Source organism: Acinetobacter sp. YWS30-1 (genome assembly GCF_033558715.1).
Classification (GTDB): domain Bacteria; phylum Pseudomonadota; class Gammaproteobacteria; order Pseudomonadales; family Moraxellaceae; genus Acinetobacter.
The window spans coordinates 1866560-1891344 of sequence record NZ_CP114606.1; the positions used below are offsets into that span (position 1 = coordinate 1866560).

Below are 24785 nucleotides of genomic sequence, written 5' to 3' on the forward strand. Positions count from 1 at the left end.
AACAATTCTTAAGTTTCTCTCCTTTCAAACTTCGCTATGCTTGATGTTAATGATAAATAATAAAATTAACATGGAGTAAGCCGATGATCGTGCGACGTGCCCAGTCAGAAGATCTACCTAACCTGGCCGTTTTATTTGATGAGTACCGTCAATTTTATGGTACTTCTTCCAATCTGGATTTATCTTACGAGTTTTTGAAACAGCGTTTTGAAGATGGTCAAACTGTCATTTTTATCAACACCAAGGATGATATTTTTACCGGATTTATTCTGCTGTATTTAAGATTTTCCTCAGTCGCATGTTCTACCTATTATGTGCTGGACGATGTCTATATTAGCCCGCCTTATCGCCGGCATGGTGCAGCCAAGCAACTGATTGATACTGCTATTTTATTTGCCCGACATGAAAATGCGCTTCGAATCAGCCTGGAAACGCAAAAAACCAATTATCAGTCACATAAACTTTATGAGTCACTTGGATTTATTCAGGACAATGAATTCGTGACATTCCATTGTTTCCTGAAATAAATACTAGACTTTATCCGGTACGGAATTTTGCCTGTGCCACTTGTTCTGCGTCCAGATAGGTCCATTCCCCTATTGCCAGCTCATTCAAGGCCAACACACCAATCTGGGCACGATGCAGCTGTTCCACTTTATTGCCAACAGCTGCCAGCATACGTTTCACCTGATGATAAACCCCTTGATGAATGGTCATTTGCAGACGATTGTCATCCAGACGGACAATATCTGTAGCAGCAAAGGTGCCTTTTTCATTTCTCAATTCCACACCCTGTTCAAGCTGTTGAATCTGTTCATCTGTCACGGGATCGGCAGTAGTCATCTGATAAACTTTCGCCACATGTTTTTTGGGATGCGTCAATGCTTGTAGAAACTGACCATCATCGGTCAGCAATAACAGTCCAGTTGTATCTTGATCGAGACGACCTACACATTGAATTCCACGGTTTAACAAGGTGTCATCAAACAGATCAAATACACTGAAATGATGGGTAGCCTGATGTGAACACTCATAATCTTGAGGCTTATTGAGCGCAATATATACTTTTTCCCAATAGCGATATTCATGACCATAGACGCTAAAGGTTAGATCTTGCAGATTCAGCTTATGCTTGGGATTATCAATGATTTCATTCTGAATCGAAACAGCACCATTTTTAATCAGTTGCTGACAATGTTTTCGTGAACCGAAACCTTGTGATTGCAACATTTTTTCCAATAGCATCTGTCTGAACCTGTTTATACGAACGATAGGCGCATTCTATACTGAAAACTAGCCAGATTCATTTCTTGTAGAGCATTCTCCCTTTAAATGGCTAAAAAGCCTATAATCCTGTGACTTTTCATTTTTTTATCTCCTCATGTCCCAACTTGATTTGAATCTGCTTGTTCTTCTGGTTCTACTGGCTTGCGGTATTTTTAGTCATAATACTGCTGTGACTATTGCTGCGGCCGTGTTGATCGTATTAAAAATCACGCCTCTCAATGAACTCTTACCTTATGTACAGCAACATGGCCTAAATATCGGGATCATTATTTTAACCATTGGCGTATTGGCTCCGATTGCTAGCGGGAAAATTCCCGGTGAAAGTATTCTTAAATCTTTCCTAAGCTGGAAATCTTTACTAGCAATTGCAATCGGTCTATTTGTTGCCTGGCTTGGTGGACGTGGGGTGAAACTGATGTCGAGTCAGCCTGATGTCGTTGCAGGTCTATTAATTGGTACAGTCGCAGGTGTCGCGGTACTTCGTGGTGTCCCTGTCGGGCCATTAATTGCGGCCGGGATTTTATCGTTATTGATTGGAACGCAATAAGCCTTTAACCATGATTGTGCAATATTCTTAAAAATTAACATTCTAAAATTATGAACTGCAAAGTATTAAATCACATGATCAGCGACATGGATGTCGCTCGTTGGATTGAGGTACAGGATGTACCTTCAATCCAACAAAAGATTTTTGTTACTTTTGATCTTTCAAAAGTAAAAGCTCAGGTTAAATACTAAAATTTAAAAACTCAAATTTTATTCCACAAACAGCAAAGCCAAACGTACCTGATCATAACCCATACGCGGACTGGTCAGTTCCACGATCGGACGTAATTTAATACTGCCATCATCATTAAAATGATCTGAGTTTTGACGTTTGGTTAGACGTTTATAAATCTTGCGGACTTGTTCAACGACTTCTTCACCCGGATGAGCCACTGAGATATCCAGCCCTTGCTCCTTATGCAAACGCCCCAGATGGTTAATGATGGTTGCCGGCGTTAAACCACGTTCAGTGGCAATATCGGAAATCTCATAACCTTCTTTAAACAATTCACGGGTTTCATCCAAGGTTGCAGTCGCGTAGTTTTGCTTGCCACCATTTTTGGCAATTTTCTTCTCATTGCGCTGGATCTCGACTTCATTCAAAGTACCACCACAATGACGGATAAAGGCCTTATGCTGTACAGTCAAATCCACGTTTTCAAAATTCGCTTCAGCTTCATCCGACAGTTCCCGAAAGCGGCGATCAGCTTTAATGGCAAGACTATCCAGTTCCAGAGCCTGTTCATTAAAGCCTTTCAAGCGTAGACCATTTAAGCTTTTTAAACGGGATAATGCTACATAGCCCTGACCTTTTTCAAAGGTATGGCTCAGGTCAATCTCAGCAGCTTCTAGTGTCATGCCTTGAGACTTATGGATGGTGATTGCCCAAGCCAGACGTAGTGGAATCTGCTGGAAACTGGCAATGGTTTTGCCTGCTTCATTATCCACCGACCAGGTTTCAGGCTCTACAATCAGGGTAGTTCCATCTGTCAGTTTGACCTTTGGCAGAACCCCATGCTCATCATCATCTTCAAAGCCGATCACTTCACCCAAGCTGCCGTTGATATAGCCCATATCAAAGTTATTTTTCACGAACATGACCTTGGCATGTTTTTTCAGGGTTAAGGCTTCGGGTGCACGGACTGAAGACTTTAAGGTTTCAATCAGTTTTTCATTACCATCACATTGCGCATCAAACTGGCGGGGATCCTGATCAATTTCATTCAGATGCTTAAAGTTAATGCTGTCGACATCCATATTGTGGGTATAGAGACGTGTATAGGTATCGCCAATATCCTGCTGACGTGTGGCCTGTAATGCTGAACGATGTTCAGGTGAAATGGCCTGCGCACGAATGGCATTCAGAATATCATTCAGGTAGTCATTACCCTGACGATGCTGCTCGGTCAGATAACAAATCCGAAACTTGGCTTCAACCCAAGCATCCGACATAAAGCAGAATTTATCGCGGTTACGCTCATCATTTTTCCCAACGGGTGGCAACTGGAAAAAGTCCCCTGCTACAATGACCTGAATCCCACCAAAAGTTTCATCACTTTCCTTGAAATATTTCAGCACCTGATTGACCAGATTGAGCTGCTTGGCATGCAGCATGGAAATTTCATCAATAATCAGAACTTGCGCATTTTCCAAGTGTTCTTTCAGGTATTTACGCTCTTTCATGCGCTTCAGGTCTTCTTCAGACAAAAAGTCTTTGATCCCGATTCCGGCCCAGGTATGAATGGTCATACCATTCATATGCGTTGCCGCAATACCAGTCGATGCAGTAATAGCGACCGACACCTTACGGGCTTTCAGATAATTAATATATTGATTAAGCGTATAAGTTTTCCCTGCACCCGCAGAACCGGTTAAAAAGACATTTTCCCCTGCTTTTAAGAGTTTAAGTGCAGTTTCCTGTTTCATAAAAGAGATACCGTAAAAGAACGGCTATAGCCTAACGATTTTTGCCGGAAAAGTTAAGCTTCACGGACAGAAAAGCATTGAATCAGGTCAAGCCTGCAGGTTTAACCAGTTAATAAAATGCTGGGCAATATTGATATATTCAACTTCCGCTTTTTGATTATTTGGATACTCAAGCTGGTCAAAGATGACTTGGTCATTCTGCAACTGACAACCTAAAATCAGAGGTAACTTGATTGCAGGATGTGACATGCGAAAAGCCACATATTCACCTTCAACTATACGCTGTGCATAACTTGCAGCCAGACAGTTCCGGAATATTCTAGCTTCTTCAATAATCCGCTCTAGTGTTTTCAACTCCTCAAAACGCCAATTAAAATACAGTAGAAAATGTGCCTGTGTGAGTGGCCTCCAGCTGGCTAAAGCAAAGTCTTTTTTGAGCTTGGCAATAATTTCCTGCTTCTGAATCTGCTCATGCCAGGCAACTGCCTGCGTAAATAAACTGGTCCAGCTTAAATTTTTAGGCACTTCTGTTTGAGTAGAAAAATACTCCGGCAGATAATCGCGGATATAACCATCAAAACAGGATTCACGTACATGCCGGGCGTGTAAATAAAAACGCTTCCTGAACTCTACAAATGGAATCTGGTTACGTTGTAGCACGTTATAAAAATCACGGTCTTGCTGAGTTTGGGGCCGAATATAAGCCAACACCTCTTCAGGCAAATCACGGGTAATCTTATACAGATGCTGCATATAAGCTTGCATGACCCGACTTAAGTTGGCGTAAACTCTTTTAGTCATCTGATCATCCATTGCCACTACATCCCGCAATAATCCGATCCATTCATCCAGATATAAAATCGATGGACTAATCGCAATACGATGATCCTCAACAGCCTGACGCATCCCTTTGAGAACAACTGTTCGATTTAGCTCATGCTCAAACCAGCAATGCTGAATGGCATATTGATGAACATCATCAATAAACAGACGTGCTGCGATATATTGAAAATATTGCAAGGTGGCTAACACAATCTGCGGATGAATATGATGCGTATCAATAAAGCTTAAAGCTGTTGCCGCCACCCGCACACTGCTATGTTGAATATTGCTGCTCAGCCAATCCAAAATTTCCGCAGGCTGTTTAAATAGCCAGTTCACTACCCGATGACAATCAAATAAGGGAAGTTTGGCGACTTTTTTTTGCCATAAATAAGGATTATTTTCCAGAAAATTGCGTTTGGATAGCAGATCACTCCGATGCCAGCTATCACGATTCATCAGCCGTACAAAGCCCAGTAGATGACTTTGCTCTTCGGCATGCCGATACAGCAAACGGATATCGTCAATATGGTCATTCAGCTCATGCAGATTGAACCGGTTTTCAAAGGATAAGGAGATAATCCGGAAAGTCGCTGGGTGCAGAAACTCGGGCGCACTGAAACAGAATGCATCCAGACTGTCCATCACTGACTGAATCGATAGAAACTCATCTGACTGCAAATGTTGCAAGGAAAAGATTTGCTGTAGCTGTTTTAAAACATGCGCCGGAATCTCATGTCCACTTTGAAGACAATTACTGATACAAGGCTGAGTATAAACTTCGGCTTTAATCATAAAGGAGTCGATGATTTCAGCCTGCACAAGCGACATCTGTTTTAAGCAATTAGCAACTCGGTCAGGCGCATTAACCCATATATAGACTTGATCAATAATAAGTTGACGGAGCTGTTTGGCTTTATCACGTAAAAACAGGGAATGCTGGGGCTTTAAATCGCCAGTCAGAAAGTAAATATCCTGAAAAAAAAATTCTTCCAAAGCCTCTGCTTTAGCCAGCCTGGAATCAATCTGCATTTCTGCTAAGGCATGGGGACTTTCCAGATTTAAATCTTGAGGTGTATATAGCTGTATATTTAATAAGCCATTAAGCAGATCAATTCGATGCTCATCCTGATGAATCCTGAACAAATTCTGGGCATTCACATGACCAATAAGCGCCATTTGATCCAGATACAGCTGATTTAACTCAGGAAAAATACTGAGGCATTGTTCAGCGAGCTGTCTGAATGGCAGTAACAAACCCTCCTGTTCCATATTTCCCCCTTCGTTTTAACCCTATTGAGTTACAGACCTACTGAATTTCAATCCTTTAAAATCGCTTTTTCCTTTCTATTACAGAAATTGAAGCATGGTGATTTTTTAGACGATTCGATCTCAATGTAAAGCAAAGCAGGAATGATGAAAAGACCTAGACTTCATCTTGCCGACGTCTGTCAGCCAACAGTTCTAGCCCCTGATAGATCTTGTGTTGTAAATACTCACGAAAATCAATCAGATCATTCTCGTGCTGCACATGATGAATTGGCTGCCGCGGCATAAACTGAAAATAAAAAGGCAAGCGTTTGGGAAACAGATTTTTAGGTAAGGAAGGAATCACGTCACCATGACGTAATAATTTATTGAGTTGGGGAATTTTTAATAATTTTTGAAAATACTTATGTTGAATGATCTTATTGGCATCAAATCCAATCTCATAGATTTCATCACTGCCCAGTGCAGCAAAAGGGACTATATCGTATTGAAACTCTTGAGCCAGCTTAAGGAAGCCATAACGCTCTTTCCAAATCAGCTGATACTGCTCACCTTCCCGCTTGAGCACTTCACGGCCACCACCCGGAAAGACCAGAATCGAGTAGCCTTGCTGCATGGCCGAGCGGACATAGTCCTGTATGCCATCAATAGCACCAAATTTCTTCACTGCTTCACGCCATAGCGGCACATAAAAATGGCTATGATCAGCAATACTGACCACAGCCACTTGATGTTGGTTGTACAGGTAATCAATCAACATTGGCGCATCAAAGATGCCATACATGGAATGATTACCGACATACATTGCAGGTCGACTGGCATCAATATTTTCAGCCCCTAAAAAAGTAGGCGTGAAATACAGTTTGGATAAGGCACTTAAGCGCCTGATCCATGCTGCGTCATGCTTGACCTGCAAAATATACTCCCGGCTTACGCCACGCGTTTTTGTACCAGGATTGAACCCACTGAATAGCCTGCACCAAATGAACACAGTACGCCATATTCGCCGTCTTCAACTTCATTTGCAGTACGATGTAAGGCAATAATGACACCTGCGGAAGAAGTATTGGCAAACTCATTCAGAATGATAGGTACCAGACCTGGTTTGGCATTTTCTTTACCCACTACCAGTTTCAGAATCAATTCATTCATGCTGGCATTGGCTTGGTGCAACCAGAAGCGTTTTACATCTGTAGGTGCAATATGATTTTTCTCAAGTTGAGCAGTAATCATCTTGGCAACCAGTGGACACACTTCTTTAAATACCTTACGACCGTCCTGACGGAAACGTTTGTCGTCAATATCTGCATTTTCAGACGTATTTAGGAAGCCGAAGTTATTACGGATATTGTTTGAGAACTGGGTAAATAATGATGTATCCAGAATCTCGAAACCGGTTTTAGTTTCAGTATCTTCAATGATCGATGCAGTTGCGACATCACCAAAAATAAAGTGACAGTCACGTGAACGGAAATCGGTATGTGCAGAGGTAATTTCGACATTTACCAGCAATACACGACGTGCACCTGCTTTGATGGCATCGGCAGCCTGTTTTAAACCAAAAGTTGCTGCTGAACATGCGACGTTCATGTCATACGCATAACCTTGAATACCCAGAGCAGTCTGGATTTCAATCGCAACCGCAGGATAAGCACGTTGCAGATTTGAACATGACAGGATCACAACATCGATATCTTCAGCAGTGACACCAGCATTTTCCATCGCCTGTTTTGCTGCGATCACGCCCCATTCTGCCTGAAGGGAAATTTCATCATCTGAACGTTCACGTAGATTTGGACGTAAACGTTTTGGATCGAGGATGCCAGTTTTTTCTGACACATAACGGCGTTGTACGCCTGACGCTTTTTCAATAAATTCTGCGCTAGAACCACGGCGCGCATCTAATTCGCCTGCAGCGATTTTATCTGCATTTTCGTGATTATACAGTTCCACATAAGCATTTAAACTTTCAACTAACTCTTCATTGGTAATGACATCTTCCGGATGGAACAAGCCAGTACCCGTAATACGGATGCCCATGTAAAACTCCTTCTCAAAATGACCTATATCTTAACTGATTCCAAGACGTTCCCATACTTTTTGCAGGCGAGTTGGAGAAATGGGTGTTTTCGTTTTCATCGGTTGAGAAAACAATGAGATCCTTAACTCCTCAACCATAAAATACAATTCTTTAACGCGAGCGTCATTTTTAAACTTAAATAATTTTTCCATCCAGGGATCAATTTGGTCAATGGCGGAATCATCCCTCTGTAGGTTATTTGGCAAGCGCTCTAAACGCAAGATCAGGGCTTTCAAATAACGTGGAAATTCTGACCATACGTCGGAAGGTTTCCGATAAACGAAGTCAGAAAGACTCATCAAATCAAGCTGATCCTCAATATCATCAATATTTTTTCCAAATATAGATGGGTCTAAAACCAGTAATTTACGACGAATTTCCTGCCACTGGATATAAATATCCGTGATTTCTTTCAGTGCAGTCTGGCCATGAGTCAGGAAAGATTTTTTTACATCCTCTACCAACTTTTGGAACTCTTGCATATTGACAGGCAGCTCATTAATTGACAGGTGGAGTGTGGCATAAACTAACATTTGCTCCAGTTGGGCCTTATCGCCAAGCGGTGAATATGCCAGTGCCAGCGGTTTGGAAATCTGTTTTTTCAGCTGACGCACCAGATCTCCGAGCTGCATATGCACCAGCCGAATGATCCCTTCACGATGCTGTTTGACGGCTTCAGCCTGATCATTAAAGGTCTGAATCACGACACCAGATTCATCTTTCTGTTCCAGTGCAGCAAAGTCTTTGGTAGGAACCAGTGCCTGATATTGCTTAACGACTACACCCGTCACTTTCTGCGATGCTTCAAAGACAAAGTTTTCCGGGAAGGTTTTAAATTCACCTTTTAACTGTTTCACCGGGCTATGAGTTTCAGTACGGTAACGGGCTTTTAGCTCGGCCAGATCACGGCCTTGTTCAATCACGTGACCTTTTTCATCTATCACCTTGATCAAAGGTAAGAGATATTGCTCAACCCGATCCAGACTAAAATCTTTTTCTGTAATCTGCTCGCCACGCAACTGGAAAGCCAGAAAACTGAAAATATGCTCACGTAAATTGACTGCATCAATACGGGCTGCCAGCTTTTTCGCAGTATCTGGAATCGGCACCAGACTACGGCGTTTATCTTTAGGCAAAGTCTTTAATAAAGCTTCGATCAGCTCCAGACGCCAGCCCGGAATCCCCCATGACCAGATATTTTCATCGACCTGCGGCAAAGCCTGCAGCGGAATTTTAACCGTTGCACCATCTTCATCATGACTTGGGTCAAAACGATAGCTGGTCGCCAGACGCAATTCACCATTATGTAAATAATCCGGAAACTGTTGTGTGGTTGGACGATCATTCAGCCACAGCGCATCATCATCAATAAACAGATAACGTGGATCATGTGGCTCTACTGTAGCACGCCAGTCTTCAAAACTGCGGCGACTGGCTACTTCAGGTGGTACTTTGGAGGCATAGAACTGGTAAATGGTTTCTTCATCCACCACCAGATCACGACGGCGCAGTTTGTCTTCGACCCGTTCCACTTCTTCCAGTTTCAGCAGATTATGCTTCAGGAATGGTGGATTAATACCGAGATTGCCAGTAGTCAGTGCATCACGCAGGAAGATTTCATGTGCAGCTGGCTGATCCACTTTCTCATAATTGACCGGACGTTTCGGCTCGATGATCAGACCGAATAACGAAATCTGATCATAGGCATTGACTACACCCGCTTTTTTCGACCAGTGCGGTTCGAAATAATGATGTTTCAGCAAGTCACGCGCAGCTAGCAGAATCCATTCCGGCTCAATTTTCGCTAGAGTCCGTAAATACACCTGCGAGGTTTCAACCATTTCAAAAGCCATCACCCATGGGGTATTCGTCTTGTGCAGCGTTGATGCCGGGAAAATTCGTGCTTTCTGCTGACGAACTGCCATAAACACATTACGTTCATCAGTCTTGTTGGCAATAAAAGACAGTAAGCCAGTCAATAAAGCGCGATGCAGATTTTCATAACTGGCTTTCTTTTCATTAAAGGACAGTTTTAAGCCTTTAGCCAGATCCACCAGCTGCTCATGAGTTTTCTTCCATTCACGCAGACGTAACCAGCTCAGGAAATGATTCCGTGCAAAAGTACGGCGTTTGTTTTCACTCATACTCTCACGGTTGTTATGCAGGGTATCCCAGAGCTTGATATAAAACAAAAAATCTGAATCTGCTTCACGGAACAAGGCATGTTTCTGATCAGCCTGCATCTGCTTATCCGCAGGACGTTCACGTGGGTCTTGTACTGCCAGCGCCGCGACAATCACCAAAGCTTCATTCAGCGCACCAAAATGCGCACCGCCAAGAATCATTCGCGCCAGACGTGGATCAATCGGCATTTTCGCCATTTGCTGACCGATCTTGGTTAATCCCCCTTGTGTTCCCCCTTTAGTAAAGCGGGAAGAAGTTGCCGACTGCTTTTCGTTGGCAACTTTAGGGGGATTTTTCTCCGTCATTGCCCCAAGCTCAATCAAGAGCTTGCGACCATCATTGACCAGGCGGTGATCTGGTGGCTCAATGAAATCAAAATCTTCCAGTGAACCTAGGCCCAGACTTTGCATCTGTAAAATAACGGATGCCAGATTGGTCCGTTTAATCTCAGGTTCGGTAAATTCAGGACGACTTAAAAAGTCCTCTTCACTATACAGACGAACACAGACACCTGGCGCAATACGGCCACAACGGCCTTTACGCTGATTGGCAGCAGCTTGAGAAACCGCTTCGATCGGTAAACGCTGCACCCGTGAACGATAGTTATAACGGGAAATACGGGCAAAACCGCTATCAATCACATAACGAATGTTCGGAACAGTTAATGCTGTTTCTGCTACGTTGGTGGCGATAATAATCCGTCGACCGCCGCCCGATGGATTAAAGATTTTTTGCTGTTCAGCCAGTGCCAGACGCGCATACAAAGGAAGTACTTCAGTATGGCGTGGACCATGCTTGATCAAGGTTTCCTGCAGTTCACGAATTTCCTGTTCGGTACTGGCAAAAATCAGGATATCAGCATGTTCCGGATGACCTTTTTCCTGTGCATCCTGAAAACATTCTTCTACTGCTGCAACCACTGCGCGTGGCAGATTTTCTTCAAAATCATCAAATTCGTCGTCATCACTGCCGACAATGCTCATTTCAGAAATTGGACGATAACGCACTTCTACCGGATAGCTACGTCCTTCCACTTCATAGATCGGCGCACCATTGAAGTAGTTACTAAAACGGTTTACGTCCAGCGTTGCCGAGGTAATGATCACTTTTAAATCTTTACGACGCGGCAACAGCTGCTTGAGATAACCCATGATGAAATCGATATTCAGCGAGCGTTCATGGGCTTCATCAATAATGATGGTGTCGTATTTGGTCAGGAACCGGTCATTGGCTAGCTCTGCCAATAAAATACCATCCGTCATCAAACGGACGATCGAATCCTGCGAGCCCTGTTCATTAAAACGGACTTTAAAGGAGATCGATTCCCCCAGTTTCTCGCCAACTTCTTCCGCAATACGCTGTGATACGCTACGCGCAGCCAGACGACGTGGCTGGGTATGGCCAATCAGACCAGTCAGGCCGCGACCTGCCAGCATGGCGATTTGTGGTAATTGCGTAGTTTTACCGGAACCGGTTTCACCAGCCACAATAATGACCTGATGTTGCTGGATCGCTTCAATCAGCTTGTCTGCATACTGGGTAACAGGCAGATCCTGATTCAGCTTGATATTGGGAATGCGTTCGATACGCTGCATGACTTTGGCATGCGATTTTTCAAATAATTCTTGATATTGCTTTTGGTTGGCATCTTTACCTTTTTGGAGTCGATTTAAACGATGACGGTCACGCGCCATAACGAGCTGATCTACATTTAAAGGACTCTGCACTGAGAAAACACCTGATATAAAAAAAGACAATAGGCAGCTATTTTACGCTGTATTGCCCCTAAGCGAAAGAACGGACATTTTGAATATTTTTATAATTTTTTAATTTTTGCCCTTGAATTTTACTGCTTGCGGCATCATGTCTGAAGAGGCATTAAACCGGGGTGAGTCTTGTCATGATGTATTCACCATTCTACGGTTGAATCATTTATATCAAGAGCAATGCTGTTTGTGCTGATGGTGTTTTATTTTTAGCTTAATTCGGTTTTTCCGATGTATGTTATGTAAAAATACTGTTTCAGCAAGAAAAATAATTTCTGTACCCTATTGGAAATTAAATACAAACCTCAATCATGGAGACAATGATGAGCTTAATTAATACTGAAGTTAAACCGTTCAAAACAACTGCGTTCCAAAATGGTAAATTCATCGAAGTAACAGAAGCTGACCTTAAAGGTAAATGGTCTGTAGTATTCTTCTACCCAGCTGACTTCACTTTCGTTTGCCCAACTGAACTTGGCGACCTTGCTGACAACTACGAAGAATTCAAAAAATTAGGCGTTGAAATCTACTCAGTTTCTACTGACACTCACTTCACTCACAAAGCTTGGCACGATTCTTCTGAAGAAATCAAAAAAATCCAATATGTAATGGTTGGCGATCCTACTTGGACTCTTGCTAAAAACTTCGACGTATTAATCGAAGCTGACGGCCTTGCTGACCGTGGTACTTTCGTGATCGATCCAGAAGGTAAAATCCAAATCGTTGAAATCAACGCTGGCGGTATCGGTCGTGATGCTCAAGAACTTCTTCGTAAAGTTAAAGCAGCTCAATATGTACACGCTCACCCAGGCGAAGTTTGCCCAGCTAAATGGAAAGAAGGCGACGCAACTCTTGCTCCTTCAATCGACCTAGTTGGTAAAATCTAATCTGTATTAGATTGAACTGATTTAAAAAAACCACGCTTTTAGCGTGGTTTTTTTATTTGAACATTTATTTGATTGCTCTATTGGCCAAACGTTTTATTTTCCCTTTTCTTCTATCTAAAGCCATCCTACCAAATCTTTATTTTTCACTTTAAAGATCATATAAAAATCAGGCATGCATATTGCATCCTCTTCATAACAATCCCCTACTTATGCTTACAATTCAGTTATACATCTTCAATGTCAGTTGGCATAAGTTCAAGACATAAGATAATAATATTCAGTGGAGGAAAACGTATGCAAAAACTGCTAACCGTGATCTCATGGGCTTATAGTCCTTCTAGCCGCCACCTGAAAATCATTTATAGCAATGGCGATATAGAGCTCTACCATCCTGTTCCCGAATTTGTTTATGACAACCTGTTAAGACGACAAGATAAAATGGCCTTTGTACAGAAATATCTTGAATACAACTTACATTTTGACCGGGTTTGCCTGTTTTAATTTAACTAATTTCTGCTTAACGATAAGTCACTATGAGTAAGCCAGCTCCAATCGGCAACGTACTCATGATAAAACCTGAATCCTGCTGGATTAGCTGAATAAATTCTTCTACTTCCGCAGCATGTGAAATCACATTATCCACCAGTAATACTCCACCTTTTGGCTTGAGTAATCGGGCCAAATGGGTCCAATAATCCACATAAGAATCACGTTCCGCATCTAACAATATAAAATCAAATACGTCCTGCTCAGCTTGCAGATAATGCAATGCATCTGTCACTTTAAAATCAATCAAATTATCCAGACCTAGCTGATTTGCATACTGCTCGGCCTGCGCAACTCTTTCTGCATCTATTTCTAATGTTGTAATCGTCGCTTGAGTCTGCCGGGCGGCTTCGGCCAGCCATAAAGTGGAATAACCCGTAGAGGTACCGATTTCCAGAATACGTTTGGATTGCTGGACACGAATGAGTAATGATAAAAATCGGCCTGATTCAGGCTCAATATTTCGATAACGTTGCAGACGTTCAGTTTGTTGAAGATCATGCGCATGAAAGGTCTTATACAGTTCCTGCATGAAACTTTCAAAATGTTGTAATTGATTCATTGCTCTTCCCTGAGGTGATCTAAATAAATTTTTTATGGATTGATTAAAGTGCCTGAACCAATTTAAAGCGTTCTACTTCACGATCATCACTGGTATTAATACTTTCCGTAAACATGGATAGCGGTCGAACCCAAATCGAATAGTCACCATAAAGACATTGATAAACCACCAGCTTTTCCTCCGTTTCACTATGTGTTGCCACATGCAGGACCTGATAAAGTTTACCCTTATAATGTTGATAAATACCGCGTTGTAATTCCATCGTTCAACTCTCAAATGCAGAATTCTGATATTAACAGAAAAAGAGCAATATCATTCTAAACTACTTGAAAATTCATGCTAAGCATCCATATATAAGCTTGAAATTAATCATGAATTTTTCAATACATTTGCAAAACCGATCAAATTTATAAAAACAAACTGTTTTATCTATTTATCGATTTAGCTTAATATCTACTTATCGAATGAATTCTTACTCCTTTGGAGACGTTAGCAATGTTAGATCAAAATACTTCAGCTCAATTAAAAACACTACTTGAACGTTTGGAAGGCCCGATTGAATTAGTGGCAACTCTGGATGGCTCTGACAAGTCAGCCAAAATCAAAGAACTGGTTGAGGAAATCGCTCAGCTTTCTGATCTAGTCACTGCCCGTTTTGACGGTACCAACAAACGTGCACCAAGCTTTGGTGTGGCAAAAGCCGGTGAACAGCCTCGTGTGTTCTTTGCAGGCTTGCCAATGGGCCATGAGTTTACTTCCCTGATTCTGGCATTGTTACAAACTTCAGGCTATGCACCAAAAGTCTCTGCCGAAGTTCTGGAATCAATTAAAGGTTTGGGGATCAAATCTGACTTTGATGTATTCGTATCACTCAGCTGTCATAACTGTCCTGATGTGGTGCAGGCATTGAACCTGATTGCCATCTATAACCCGGGTACAACAGCAACCATGATCGATGGTGCTTTCTTTCAGGACGAAGTGGAAGAACGCAAAATCATGGCCGTACCAATGGTCTTCCAGGACAATGAACATATCGGTCAGGGTCGTATGACACTGGAAGAAATCATTGCCAAACTGGATACCAATGCCGCAGCCAAAGACGTGGAAAAACTCAATGCCAAAGACGCATTTGATGTCCTAGTGATCGGTGGTGGACCTGCAGGGAATACTGCAGCGATCTATGCAGCACGTAAAGGCATCAAAACTGGGATCGTGGCTGAACGTATGGGCGGTCAGGTGATGGATACCATGGACATCGAAAACTATACCTCAGTGCAAAAAACCCAAGGTCCGAAATTTGCTGCTGAGATGGAAGCACACGTTCGTGAATACGGTGTTGACATCATGAACCTGCAACGCGTTTCTGACATCAAAGGTGCAGATCGCACAGCCAATGGTCTGGTAGAGGTGACTTTAGAAAATGGTGCCAAACTTGAATCTAAAACAGTCATTCTGTCTACCGGTGCACGCTGGAGAGAAATGAATGTTCCAGGTGAAGCAGAATACAAAACCCGTGGCGTTGCATACTGCCCACACTGTGATGGTCCATTGTTCAAAGGTAAACGTGTAGCGGTAATTGGTGGTGGTAACTCCGGTGTAGAAGCTGCGATTGACCTTGCAGGTATTGTTGAGCATGTAACGCTGGTTGAGTTTGATACCAAACTGCGTGCGGACCAGGTATTGCAGGACAAACTGCACAGCTTGCCAAACACCACTGTGATCAAAAATGCGCTTTCTACCGAAGTGATGGGTGATGGTTCACAAGTCACAGCGTTGAAATACAAAGACCGTGCAACTGATGAAGAGCACACAGTAGAACTTGCAGGGATCTTCGTTCAGATCGGTTTGTTGCCAAACACTGACTTCCTGAAAGGAACCGATGTTGAGCTAACTAACCGTGGTGAGATTGTGATTAACGAGCGCAATGAAACCAATGTCAAAGGTGTGTTTGCTGCAGGTGACTGTACCACTGTTCCTTACAAACAGATCATCATCGCGACTGGTGAAGGTGCCAAAGCATCATTATCTGCCTTCGATTACATCATTCGCTCTGGTCAGTAAGATTTAAAATTCATGAATTAAAAAAGCCCGCGCAATGCGGGCTTTTTTTATATCTTAAAGATATCTTAAAGCTGACTTATTCCTGTAAAAGTTGAGCAGCCAGTTTTTCAATATTTCCCATTTCAGGATGTACAGCAGCGACATTGGCTAAAATCGTCACTGCCTTTTTCTTGTTTAAATCAATCATCAAAATAGCAGAATGCCCTGCGGTATTTCCCCCATGCCAGATGATTTTGGTGCCATTTTCCTGTTCTCGCACAAACCAGCCCAATCCCAATTGGTAGCTACCTGCTTGTTCTGTGGTTGCTTGCTGAGTTAATTGTACTGCCGCATTTTTTGCATCGAGTTGAGCTTGTGCAAATCTGGTTAAATCTGAAGCTGTAGAGAGTACACCGCCCGCAGGTAAAAAGGTATCAAATGCCCAGGTGGTGATTTCTTTTCCTTGGGCATCAAATGCAGACACAAGTTGCTTAGCTGCTTGATCAAGCGAGGTATAGCTATGTTTCATCCCATACTTTTTAAAGACATATTCATTAAGTAACTCAGCAAAATCCTTATTTTGTGATTGACTCAAACTCTGTCCCAATAAAGCCACAGCCAAATTAGAATAATGTGGCACTTTTCCACTGTTATTTGCATGTTCAAGCTCTAAGGAATTTTTTAAATATTCTTCCAGTTTAGCTGCATCATATTCCTTATATGGATCAGTATCATCATCTACTTCCAAATTACTCGGTAGTCGTGGCAGTCCGGACGTATGATTGGCTAAATCCTGAAAGTGAATCTGGATATTGTCCTTAAATGGAAATGCATAATAAGAATTAATCTTGTCATCGAGTTTAATTTTATTTTGTGTTACCAATTCAGCCAATATAGTTGATGTCATTACTTTGGTCAGAGAACCAATTGCAAAGATTTTATCCTGATTGGCCTTGGCCTGGATTTTGTCCTTATGCTTCTGTACTCCATAGTAATGGGGTTTGTCCTGATCTAATACCGCTATCGCTACTTGAGTTTGTTCTGGAAAAGTACGAGTAGCCTGATAAATTTTCTCTGCAATCGCTTTTGGATAGCCTTGAATAGCATTGACTGTCTTATTATTTGCTGCGGTAGATTCGATATAGGGCGTAAATAAAAGGCCGGAAATCTGTTGATCATTATTCAAACTCATGCTGAGTTTCAGACGGTCTTTTTCAAAGTTAGCCTTATAGACTGCAGTCTCTTTACCTTTAGACTCTATATACTTAAGACTTTGTATTTTGCCGAGTTGCTGCTGTAAGTCTTTAGAGACTTTTTCAAACATATTTAAAGGAATCGCCTTTTTCGCTTCAGGTGAGAACTTTTCAAAAATTGCTGCATAATTTTGCGCATTAAAATCCTGCTGAAACTGGGCAATAACTTCCTTTTCAATATCCGATTGTGCATAAAGACTGCTCATATAGAGCAAGGATGATAAAAACAGTGATATTTTCTTCATGAGATCAGTATTGTTCCTTAAGTTTATAATGCAGTTTCATAAAAATTATTGAAATTAAACATTTTTATAGACTTAATACAGTGCAACGAATAGTTAAAAAATAAGCAAAATATATTCCATATCATTCTATTTTTTAGGGCAGATCAATTCATCTAAGTTTTTGCCCTGTCTATTTCCCATTTTATACTTGTTGTTCTTAAGCTCCACTCGAACTGGTTCAAAAATTGCTTATGAATTGATAGATAGCATAGTTAATTATTCCAGAGAAATTTCTCGGAATAACTTAATGATGTTATGTACTTAGCCAATTATTATTTGTTTTCCTCACTGAGACTTGGGTAACTTTTTGTTATATGACTTGTCAGCGTCTAATTGCATCATTAACATGACATGCAGACCTGAAATAAAAGTCCGTGAAAGATAACAAAAAAAATATCAGAAATGTAATGGAGCTTAGCAATGTACTATCAATATCACTGTGCGTGCTGCGATAAAGTTGTGGAAGCTGGCCAAAAAGAATGTCATGCCTGTGGCTCACATAATATTCGCAGCCCTTATGGTTTTTGGATTTTATGTCTGGTGGCCTGTCTGGTTACTGCAATCGCATTCAAGGTAATGCATGTTTATATCCAGTCACAGCAACAAGAAGTGCCAGCTCAATCATCTTTATTTGATGTGCTGCAACAAGATAATAAACGTCCGCGCTAATTTTTTTATCCTCCAGTAAGACCTGACTTGGATCAGGTCTTTTTTATGCAATTTTAACTTGAATATGAAACGCTGCCAGAATAGAAAATTTGAATTACAATAAGTCATCTTGCAGTGAGAAATGAAAATGGTTCAGTTAATTAAAAAAGGCGGCTTACGTGAGCGTGCCAATCGCAGTCGCAGTTATCAGGGTTCGGAAAATACTGAGGCCACCCTTAAACCGAATCGTTATCAGTCTCCAGTGCAGAAACATGATCATCCAGTTTCTGACGCTTCCGCTGCACAGCAACTTTCTACCAAAAACTCCTCTGTTACCCCATCGAATTAAGATTTTTAGTTCATTAGAACCAGCGCGTCATACCATAACCAGACTGCAAAAATCAGGAATAACCCGCCTGAAATCATATCGATATAACTTCCTGATCGCTGGTAAGCCTCTTTAATTTTAGGATGGGAAATTAATAGCATCAGTAAAGTAAAAGTAATAAAGGTTTGCAGCGGAATAATCACTGCCAGTTGCGCTTTTAAATAATCAGAAGCTGATGAGCTCAGTGCAAGTGAAAATACGCTACTGAAATAGATCAGGGTTTTAGGATTCGACAGATTAGTCAATAAACCCTGCATAAAGTAACTTTTTGGTGCTTCTACCGTATTTAAATCATCTTGAGCTTGATGCCTGTTCTGAAAACCTTGCCATCCACCTTTTAGCATGGCCCAGCCCATTTTGGCCAAAAATAACCCACCGATGACCATCAATACTTGCTGAATCCAGGGAAACTGATCGATCAGTACGGTAAAGCCAGCTAGCGTCAATATCACCCAAACCACGATCCCCGCTGAAATTCCGGCAATCACCTTTAAGGCATTCATACGTGTCGTAGAAGCAGCACTTTTTGCGATAAGTAAAATGTCAGGACCCGGGCTTAATTGAGCAACAAAATGCAGAAAACAGATGGTAAAAAGCAAGGACATTTAAAAAAGATCAAATGGTAAAAAAACTATTATAACTTTTGTTTAATGAAATTAGAAAGTTCCAATAAAAAAGCCGAATCATGAGATTCGGCTTGAAGTATTTATATTGAAAGCGTGATTTTATTTCTTGTTCACATCTTTCATTTCAATTTTCTTGGCTTCCGGGGTCACTTCACGAGCTTCACCATCAATAATGGTTGAATCGCCATGACCACCCTGCTGGTTCTGCATATCCTGCATTTGACGCATCATTTCAGCAAACGGGTTTTGGCCTGCACCACCACCGACATCGCCCATCATGCCACCCATCATTTTTTCCATCATGGCTTGCTGACGTTTCATCATCATTTTCATCATGGCTGCCTGGAAAGCACGTTGTACAGGTGGAATCAGCATTAATACCGCAAGCACATCACTAATCAAACCAGGAATCAGCAGGAAAAAGCCGGCTAAGATTTTAGGCAAATTATTTGATAATGCCGGATCTGCACTCATCTGTCCCATCTGCATTTGCTGCATTTGTGGCATTACACCGGCCGAATATTTCCGGATCAGGTTCATACCGATAAAGAAAGCCGCCACGAACCAGAAAAATACGTACCACATGCTCCCGACAAGGTCACCCACGCCAATCCATACAAATACTTCGAGGACTAAGCCGGCCAGGATAATAAGAAATAATTTCATGAAAATTAATCTAATCTCAGTAAAATAAATATTAGGATGCTGTAATCAACTGCTTCATCAGGATCAAGCTTTTTTGATACGCTTATGTAACAATATGGGCATTATTTTATTTTTAAAGTGCAGGCATGTCATTAATTATTGGGATTGATCCCGGTTCGCGTCTAACAGGTTACGGTATCATCCAGAAAGAAGGTTCAAAACTTACTTTTGTTGATGCGGGAACGATTAGAACTGAAACAGCGGAAATGCCTGAACGTTTAAAACGAATCTTTGCCGGTGTAGAACGGATTGTCAAATTTTACGGCCCGACCGAGGCTGCGGTGGAACAGGTGTTTATGGCACAAAACCCGGATTCTGCTCTTAAACTGGGTCAGGCACGTGGTGCCGCAGTGGCTGCCTTGGTGAACCTAGATCTGAAAGTTGCTGAATATACGGCGCGGCAGATCAAACAGTCTGTTGTGGGCTATGGCGCTGCAGACAAAGAACAGGTTCAGATGATGGTTATGCGTATTCTGAACCTGACAATCAAGCCACAACAGGATGCTGCGGATGCACTCGCTGCTGCCATTTGTCATGCCCATGCTTCAGGCAGCATGAGTAAAATGGCCGTATTGAATGCATTGGGGGGCATGGCACGCGGACGCAGCCGGGTCAGCACTCGCCGCCGTTAATCTTCAGTTAATACTTTGAAATCCTGAAAATCAGCGTCTTGAAGATTCAAACTCTGCTGATGAATTGCAGTGACTTTTGCACGTTGTGGTCCAGTTCTGCTGAGCTGGATCATTTTCCGAACAATCGCTTCCTTCCCAACAATGATAGCCTCAACTTCGCCTGTTTCCAGATTACGTACAAAACCCTTTAAACCTAATTGAATTGCTTGTTGTTCAAACCAGCGACGGTAGCCCACGCCCTGCACTTTACCCTGAATGATTAAATGAATGGCCTGCATTTTTATTGTCCTTAGTGATTCACGACCTGGTAAATGGCATATTTCATATCTTGCGCCTGTAAGCCGCGTTCCCCATTTTTTGCCAGTACATCACCGGCAAGTGCGTGCAAGGTTACGATCTCATGTAAATGGATGGCATCTTTAAATTGGGCTTTCAAACTGGCGATCATGCCAGCAAGTACATCTCCCATCCCTCCGGTTGCCATACCGGCATTGCCTGCGGTACAGATATAGAGATCATCTTCTAAAATCAGGCTACCTGAACCTTTGAGTACCCATTGTCCCTGATATTTTTGCTGGAGTAGTTGAATTGCCTGAAGGCGATCTGCTTCGACTCCTGATGCTTTCATTTCTAACAAAGTAGCCGCTTCACCTGGATGCGGTGTTGCATAAGTATGGGCATTCAACTTTTGTGGTGCTTTTGCCAGAAACCACAAGGCGTCTGCATCGAGAACTATCTCCAGTTCTGATTGCTGAATCAGGTCAAACCAGTATTTATATTGCTGTTCAGCCCAAGTATCTCGTCCTAACCCCATACCAAAACAGACAGCATCCACATGACGAACTAAAGCTTGGCGTTGCTCAGCATCTAGCGCATTAATATCACGCAGCATGATATTCGGAGCACGTGACAAAATAGCGGTATGATGTTTGATATCACAAACCACAGTGACCTTACCTGCACCAGCAGCAAAAGCTGCCTCAGCCGCCATAATGACCGCCCCACCCATATCAGCATGTCCCCCAATTACGAGCACATGCCCATAACTGCCCTTATGTCCAAAAGCTTCACGTTTAGGCAGATGAATTTGAGTCGAGGAAAGTTGAGCTATCGGCACAAGTTCAGCATCGGGAGGAATAACCGAGATGACCTCTACCTTGCCGGCATATTCTTTGCCTCGTCCGGTAAATAGTCCCGCCTTTAAACCTAAAACAGTAAAACTATGATCTGCCTTAATGGCAACCGGCAAAGACTGGCCTGTATTGGCATGCAGTCCGCTTGGAATATCCACTGCAATTTTAAGACCTTGCTGGGCATTAATGCTTTGAATAATCTGTTGCCAATTTTCATTCAGATCACGGTTCAAGCCGATCCCAAATAAGGCATCAATATAGACATCATATTGTTTCTGAAAATTAAAACCTGAATAAGTGGGTATACCGATTTGCTGAGTTTCCCGGATTGCTTGAGCCAGATCCTGTGATGGATCGGGTTCTGCTGCATAAATATCTATTTCAAAACCGGCCTGTTTTAAATATTTACCTATCAGATAACCATCACCGGCATTATTACCCTGACCGCAACACACAGCGATTCGGGTCAATTGCTGTTGTTCCAACAAAGGGATGAGTCGCTGCGCAATCGACCATGCTACCTGTTGCATCAAACCATAAGAACTATTTTGCTTGCCAAACCAGCGCTGCTCCCATGCTTGTATATTGCGGCTATGATAAACTTGCTGCTGCATTTCTTATTTCCTGTTTCTGGTTTATGACAACACCCGATTCCCAAGCGCAAATCCAAGTTTATCAACAAGATCCCCATGAACTGAAAGCGTGGATCAAAGCGCAGGCACGAGAACTGGGTTTTTCTGATTGTGTCATTGCCCAACCGGATGCTCAAGCAGAATTAGTCCGCTTGCAGGAATATTTAGACCGCGGCTATCACGGTGATATGAAGTTTTTGGAAGAAAATCTGGAAAAACGTGCCGATCCCACACTGCTTATTCCCAATACCAAATCCGTGATCTGTGTACGAATGGATTATCTGGTCGATCTTCCAGAACCGCGTCTAGTGCCCTATGCACCAAATTCTGCGATTATTGCCCGTTATGCCCGTGGTCGTGACTATCATAAGACCATGCGCGGGCGCCTAAAAATGCTGGCTTCTAAAATTCGGGAAAAAGTCGGTGAATTTGAATCCCGCCCCTTTGCAGACTCTGCTCCTGTATTTGAAAAATCCCTGGCCGAAAGTGCGGGCATGGGCTGGACCGGTAAACATACTTTATTAATCCATAAAAAATCCGGGTCTTTCTTTGTTTTAGGTGAGCTGTTTAGCTCACTGGAACTGCCCTTTGATGAGCCTGCAAGCAAACATTGTGGTTCATGCACAGCCTGTATTGATATTTGCCCGACACAGGCTATTGTTGAACCGTATATGCTGGATGCACGTCGCTGTATTGCTTATTTAACCATTGAGTATAAAGGGATCATTCCAGAGGAGTTACGTCGAGGGATTGGTAACCGGGTCTTCGGTTGCGATGATTGTCAGTTGATTTGTCCGTGGAACAGCTTTGCTCAAAAAACTAATATTGAAGATTTTCACCCCCGACATGGACTGGATCAAGTGAGTTTACTGGATCTCTGGCAATGGGATGAAGCTACATTTTTAAGCTCAACTGAAGGCAGTCCATTACGCCGTACCGGCTATCAGAGCTTTATGCGCAATATTGCGATCGGCTTGGGTAATGCGCCTTTTGATCCACAGATTGTCCAGGCATTACAAGCTCAGCAGAATCAACATGATGAGATTGTACAAGTTCATATTGACTGGGCCATACAGGAACAACTGGCAAAATCCCGGTAATTTTCAATTTTTACTTCGGTTCACATTTTCTCGTTAAAGCCTTACACAGTTACTGTACAAGCTATGGCATAAAGGAAAAAGAATAGAAATAAAGCCGGAGGTGGATATGCAAAAGTCATCTGATACACAACATCAAAATCAGGAACAGCTTGAAGAGTTGCAACATCAACACCAGAAGCAGCAACAACAGCAACAGCAGCAGTCACAACATGGCCCGCTTGGCTCTCCAAAAAATAACCAGCACGAACAAGATGAACGTGTATTAAACAAGCAACATCGTAGTGATTTACAAAACCAGAATATTCACGGAAATCATCGTGAATAAACTCCGATCAAGAGTTCAACTACAAAGCTCACCTTGTGTGGGTTTTGTTTTTTCTATAAGGTCATATTTTGCTAATGAAGATGGCGATACTTTTACTTAAGATGGAGCCTGATAAATAAATATGAACAAGGATGGACAGATGAACAGTATTGATCCGATACGTAATGATTGGTCTCGTGCAGAAATTGAAGCCCTATATCAACAACCTTTAATGGACTTAATCTTTCAGGCTCAACAGGTTCATCGTCAATATTTTGATGCCAATACCGTTCAGGTCAGTACCCTGCTCTCTATTAAAACCGGTAAATGCCCGGAAGATTGCAAATACTGTTCTCAGTCCGCACATTATGATTCCAAACTCGAAGCGGAAAAACGCATTGCAGTAGAAAAAGTAATTCAGGAAGCAAAAGAAGCTCTGGCCTCTGGCAGTTCACGCTTCTGCATGGGAGCAGCATGGCGTAATCCGCATGAACGTGATATGCCTTATGTACTGGACATGGTACGTGAAGTCAAAGCACTTGGACTAGAGACCTGTATGACTTTAGGCATGCTGAATGCCTCACAGGCAGAACGTCTAAAAGATGCTGGACTGGATTATTACAATCACAATCTGGATACATCACGTGAATACTATTCACATATTATCAGTACCCGCAGCTTTGATGACCGACTAGATACATTGGACCATGTGCGTCAAGCTGGCTTGAAAGTCTGTAGTGGTGGCATTGTCGGCTTAGGTGAAAGTCGTAATGACCGGATCGGTTTATTATTTGAGCTTTCTACACTTCCGATTCACCCAGAATCTGTGCCCATCAATATGCTAGTGCCAATTGAAGGCACACCGATGGCAGATGTTGAAAAACTGGATGTGATTGAATGGATTCGAACTATTGCAGTGGCCCGCATTCTGATGCCAAAAAGTTATATTCGTCTTTCGGCAGGCCGTGAATCACTGACTGACTCAGATCAGGCATTGGCATTTATGGCAGGCGCCAACTCAATTTTCTCAGGCGAAAAACTGCTAACGACTCCAAATACAGCCAAAGGTCGTGACCAACAGCTCTTTGAAAAATTGGGACTGGTAGCAGAACAACCAAAGCCAAGTATCTGCGCATTGGCGACTGATGCAATGGCAAGTTAATTG

Annotated in this window: 24 protein-coding genes; 11 read left to right on the forward strand and 13 right to left on the reverse strand. The window is 42.3% G+C overall.

What is annotated here, in order from left to right; all coding sequences use genetic code 11:
* Positions 1 to 83 precede the first annotated feature (83 nt).
* Positions 84 to 527, forward strand: a complete 444-nt coding sequence (locus O4M77_RS08775; protein WP_004784033.1) for a GNAT family N-acetyltransferase — start codon at positions 84 to 86, stop codon at positions 525 to 527.
* 10 nt (positions 528 to 537) lie between these two features.
* On the opposite strand, the gene O4M77_RS08780 is transcribed toward O4M77_RS08775, so the two are convergent.
* The gene (locus O4M77_RS08780; protein ID WP_323713349.1) at positions 538 to 1245 is read right to left on the reverse strand and encodes a 16S rRNA pseudouridine(516) synthase; all 708 of its coding nucleotides are present in this window, start codon (positions 1243 to 1245) and stop codon (positions 538 to 540) included.
* A 136-nt stretch (positions 1246 to 1381) separates the two neighbouring features.
* Between O4M77_RS08780 and O4M77_RS08785 the strand changes: the two genes are divergently transcribed.
* Complete coding sequence (locus O4M77_RS08785; protein WP_179992424.1) at positions 1382 to 1834, forward strand: DUF441 domain-containing protein; 453 nt, start codon at positions 1382 to 1384, stop codon at positions 1832 to 1834.
* A 209-nt stretch (positions 1835 to 2043) separates the two neighbouring features.
* Here O4M77_RS08785 and O4M77_RS08790 read toward each other — a convergent pair whose 3' ends face one another.
* The 5 genes from O4M77_RS08790 to hrpA form a co-directional block, all read right to left on the reverse strand.
* Positions 2044 to 3759, reverse strand: a complete 1716-nt coding sequence (locus O4M77_RS08790; RefSeq protein ID WP_323713350.1) for an AAA family ATPase — start codon at positions 3757 to 3759, stop codon at positions 2044 to 2046.
* 87 nt (positions 3760 to 3846) lie between these two features.
* Positions 3847 to 5853 (reverse strand): hypothetical protein, encoded by a 2007-nt coding sequence (locus O4M77_RS08795; RefSeq protein WP_323713351.1) that lies wholly within the window; start codon positions 5851 to 5853, stop codon positions 3847 to 3849.
* 154 nt (positions 5854 to 6007) lie between these two features.
* Positions 6008 to 6766 carry a 1-acyl-sn-glycerol-3-phosphate acyltransferase gene (locus tag O4M77_RS08800; RefSeq protein ID WP_323713352.1) on the reverse strand — a complete coding sequence of 253 codons (759 nt, stop codon included), beginning with the start codon at positions 6764 to 6766 and terminating at the stop codon, positions 6008 to 6010.
* Positions 6767 to 6780: 14 nt separating this feature from the next.
* Complete coding sequence (locus tag O4M77_RS08805; protein ID WP_004784039.1) at positions 6781 to 7890, reverse strand: beta-ketoacyl-ACP synthase III; 1110 nt, start codon at positions 7888 to 7890, stop codon at positions 6781 to 6783.
* A 30-nt stretch (positions 7891 to 7920) separates the two neighbouring features.
* Positions 7921 to 11841: an ATP-dependent RNA helicase HrpA gene (gene hrpA / locus O4M77_RS08810; protein ID WP_323713353.1), complete on the reverse strand. Its 3921-nt coding sequence runs from the start codon at positions 11839 to 11841 to the stop codon at positions 7921 to 7923.
* 362 nt (positions 11842 to 12203) lie between these two features.
* Here hrpA and ahpC point away from each other — a divergent pair, with 362 nt between their 5' ends.
* Positions 12204 to 12767 carry an alkyl hydroperoxide reductase subunit C gene (gene ahpC / locus O4M77_RS08815; protein WP_004784041.1) on the forward strand — a complete coding sequence of 188 codons (564 nt, stop codon included), beginning with the start codon at positions 12204 to 12206 and terminating at the stop codon, positions 12765 to 12767.
* 294 nt (positions 12768 to 13061) lie between these two features.
* Positions 13062 to 13268, forward strand: a complete 207-nt coding sequence (locus O4M77_RS08820) for a KTSC domain-containing protein (protein WP_004784043.1) — start codon at positions 13062 to 13064, stop codon at positions 13266 to 13268.
* 16 nt (positions 13269 to 13284) lie between these two features.
* On the opposite strand, the gene O4M77_RS08825 is transcribed toward O4M77_RS08820, so the two are convergent.
* Positions 13285 to 13875 carry an O-methyltransferase gene (locus O4M77_RS08825; RefSeq protein WP_323713354.1) on the reverse strand — a complete coding sequence of 197 codons (591 nt, stop codon included), beginning with the start codon at positions 13873 to 13875 and terminating at the stop codon, positions 13285 to 13287.
* Between the two features lie 43 nt (positions 13876 to 13918).
* Positions 13919 to 14137 (reverse strand): DUF1653 domain-containing protein, encoded by a 219-nt coding sequence (locus O4M77_RS08830; RefSeq protein WP_004784046.1) that lies wholly within the window; start codon positions 14135 to 14137, stop codon positions 13919 to 13921.
* Between the two features lie 233 nt (positions 14138 to 14370).
* Between O4M77_RS08830 and ahpF the strand changes: the two genes are divergently transcribed.
* The gene (ahpF, locus tag O4M77_RS08835) at positions 14371 to 15936 is read left to right on the forward strand and encodes an alkyl hydroperoxide reductase subunit F (RefSeq protein ID WP_323713355.1); all 1566 of its coding nucleotides are present in this window, start codon (positions 14371 to 14373) and stop codon (positions 15934 to 15936) included.
* Between the two features lie 76 nt (positions 15937 to 16012).
* On the opposite strand, the gene O4M77_RS08840 is transcribed toward ahpF, so the two are convergent.
* Positions 16013 to 17413, reverse strand: a complete 1401-nt coding sequence (locus tag O4M77_RS08840; protein WP_323713356.1) for a serine hydrolase — start codon at positions 17411 to 17413, stop codon at positions 16013 to 16015.
* Between the two features lie 459 nt (positions 17414 to 17872).
* Here O4M77_RS08840 and O4M77_RS08845 point away from each other — a divergent pair, with 459 nt between their 5' ends.
* Positions 17873 to 18121, forward strand: coding sequence for a hypothetical protein (locus O4M77_RS08845; protein ID WP_004784054.1), 249 nt, complete (start codon positions 17873 to 17875; stop codon positions 18119 to 18121).
* Between the two features lie 127 nt (positions 18122 to 18248).
* On the forward strand, positions 18249 to 18449 hold the full coding sequence (locus O4M77_RS08850) for a hypothetical protein (protein ID WP_323713357.1): 201 nt from the start codon (positions 18249 to 18251) through the stop codon (positions 18447 to 18449).
* Between the two features lie 5 nt (positions 18450 to 18454).
* Here the strand turns inward: O4M77_RS08850 and O4M77_RS08855 are convergent, their stop codons facing one another.
* Both O4M77_RS08855 and O4M77_RS08860 read right to left on the reverse strand, forming a co-directional pair.
* Complete coding sequence (locus O4M77_RS08855; protein WP_323713358.1) at positions 18455 to 19093, reverse strand: LysE family transporter; 639 nt, start codon at positions 19091 to 19093, stop codon at positions 18455 to 18457.
* 120 nt (positions 19094 to 19213) lie between these two features.
* On the reverse strand, positions 19214 to 19780 hold the full coding sequence (locus O4M77_RS08860; RefSeq protein WP_159124495.1) for an FxsA family protein: 567 nt from the start codon (positions 19778 to 19780) through the stop codon (positions 19214 to 19216).
* Positions 19781 to 19905: 125 nt separating this feature from the next.
* Between O4M77_RS08860 and ruvC the strand changes: the two genes are divergently transcribed.
* A complete protein-coding gene (gene ruvC / locus O4M77_RS08865; protein WP_004784062.1) occupies positions 19906 to 20451 on the forward strand; it encodes a crossover junction endodeoxyribonuclease RuvC in 546 nt (181 codons plus the stop codon).
* Here the strand turns inward: ruvC and O4M77_RS08870 are convergent.
* On the reverse strand, positions 20448 to 20729 hold the full coding sequence (locus O4M77_RS08870) for an acylphosphatase (RefSeq protein ID WP_004784063.1): 282 nt from the start codon (positions 20727 to 20729) through the stop codon (positions 20448 to 20450). The genes ruvC and O4M77_RS08870 overlap by 4 nt on opposite strands.
* A gap of 11 nt (positions 20730 to 20740) precedes the next feature.
* Entirely contained in the window at positions 20741 to 22198 is a 1458-nt protein-coding gene (locus O4M77_RS08875) for an NAD(P)H-hydrate dehydratase (RefSeq protein ID WP_323713359.1), read from the reverse strand.
* 23 nt (positions 22199 to 22221) lie between these two features.
* On the opposite strand from O4M77_RS08875, the gene queG reads away from it, so the two are divergent.
* From queG to bioB, 3 genes are all read left to right on the forward strand, one after another.
* Positions 22222 to 23316 (forward strand): tRNA epoxyqueuosine(34) reductase QueG, encoded by a 1095-nt coding sequence (gene queG / locus O4M77_RS08880; RefSeq protein WP_159124491.1) that lies wholly within the window; start codon positions 22222 to 22224, stop codon positions 23314 to 23316.
* Between the two features lie 106 nt (positions 23317 to 23422).
* Positions 23423 to 23641: a hypothetical protein gene (locus O4M77_RS08885; protein ID WP_005236211.1), complete on the forward strand. Its 219-nt coding sequence runs from the start codon at positions 23423 to 23425 to the stop codon at positions 23639 to 23641.
* Between the two features lie 139 nt (positions 23642 to 23780).
* Positions 23781 to 24782 (forward strand): biotin synthase BioB, encoded by a 1002-nt coding sequence (bioB, locus tag O4M77_RS08890; protein WP_323713360.1) that lies wholly within the window; start codon positions 23781 to 23783, stop codon positions 24780 to 24782.
* Positions 24783 to 24785 lie beyond the last annotated feature (3 nt).

Coding starts and splice junctions, on each gene's coding strand:
- O4M77_RS08775 (WP_004784033.1), top strand. CDS start 84: ATGATCGTGCGACGTGCCCAGTCAGAAGATCTACCTAACCTGGCCGTT.
- O4M77_RS08780 (WP_323713349.1), bottom strand. CDS start 1,245: ATGCTATTGGAAAAAATGTTGCAATCACAAGGTTTCGGTTCACGAAAA.
- O4M77_RS08785 (WP_179992424.1), top strand. CDS start 1,382: ATGTCCCAACTTGATTTGAATCTGCTTGTTCTTCTGGTTCTACTGGCT.
- O4M77_RS08790 (WP_323713350.1), bottom strand. CDS start 3,759: ATGAAACAGGAAACTGCACTTAAACTCTTAAAAGCAGGGGAAAATGTC.
- O4M77_RS08795 (WP_323713351.1), bottom strand. CDS start 5,853: ATGGAACAGGAGGGTTTGTTACTGCCATTCAGACAGCTCGCTGAACAA.
- O4M77_RS08805 (WP_004784039.1), bottom strand. CDS start 7,890: ATGGGCATCCGTATTACGGGTACTGGCTTGTTCCATCCGGAAGATGTC.
- ahpC (WP_004784041.1), top strand. CDS start 12,204: ATGAGCTTAATTAATACTGAAGTTAAACCGTTCAAAACAACTGCGTTC.
- O4M77_RS08820 (WP_004784043.1), top strand. CDS start 13,062: ATGCAAAAACTGCTAACCGTGATCTCATGGGCTTATAGTCCTTCTAGC.
- O4M77_RS08825 (WP_323713354.1), bottom strand. CDS start 13,875: ATGAATCAATTACAACATTTTGAAAGTTTCATGCAGGAACTGTATAAG.
- O4M77_RS08830 (WP_004784046.1), bottom strand. CDS start 14,137: ATGGAATTACAACGCGGTATTTATCAACATTATAAGGGTAAACTTTAT.
- ahpF (WP_323713355.1), top strand. CDS start 14,371: ATGTTAGATCAAAATACTTCAGCTCAATTAAAAACACTACTTGAACGT.
- O4M77_RS08840 (WP_323713356.1), bottom strand. CDS start 17,413: ATGAAGAAAATATCACTGTTTTTATCATCCTTGCTCTATATGAGCAGT.
- O4M77_RS08845 (WP_004784054.1), top strand. CDS start 17,873: ATGTACTATCAATATCACTGTGCGTGCTGCGATAAAGTTGTGGAAGCT.
- O4M77_RS08850 (WP_323713357.1), top strand. CDS start 18,249: ATGGTTCAGTTAATTAAAAAAGGCGGCTTACGTGAGCGTGCCAATCGC.
- O4M77_RS08855 (WP_323713358.1), bottom strand. CDS start 19,093: ATGTCCTTGCTTTTTACCATCTGTTTTCTGCATTTTGTTGCTCAATTA.
- O4M77_RS08860 (WP_159124495.1), bottom strand. CDS start 19,780: ATGAAATTATTTCTTATTATCCTGGCCGGCTTAGTCCTCGAAGTATTT.
- ruvC (WP_004784062.1), top strand. CDS start 19,906: ATGTCATTAATTATTGGGATTGATCCCGGTTCGCGTCTAACAGGTTAC.
- O4M77_RS08870 (WP_004784063.1), bottom strand. CDS start 20,729: ATGCAGGCCATTCATTTAATCATTCAGGGTAAAGTGCAGGGCGTGGGC.
- O4M77_RS08875 (WP_323713359.1), bottom strand. CDS start 22,198: ATGCAGCAGCAAGTTTATCATAGCCGCAATATACAAGCATGGGAGCAG.
- queG (WP_159124491.1), top strand. CDS start 22,222: ATGACAACACCCGATTCCCAAGCGCAAATCCAAGTTTATCAACAAGAT.
- O4M77_RS08885 (WP_005236211.1), top strand. CDS start 23,423: ATGCAAAAGTCATCTGATACACAACATCAAAATCAGGAACAGCTTGAA.
- bioB (WP_323713360.1), top strand. CDS start 23,781: ATGAACAGTATTGATCCGATACGTAATGATTGGTCTCGTGCAGAAATT.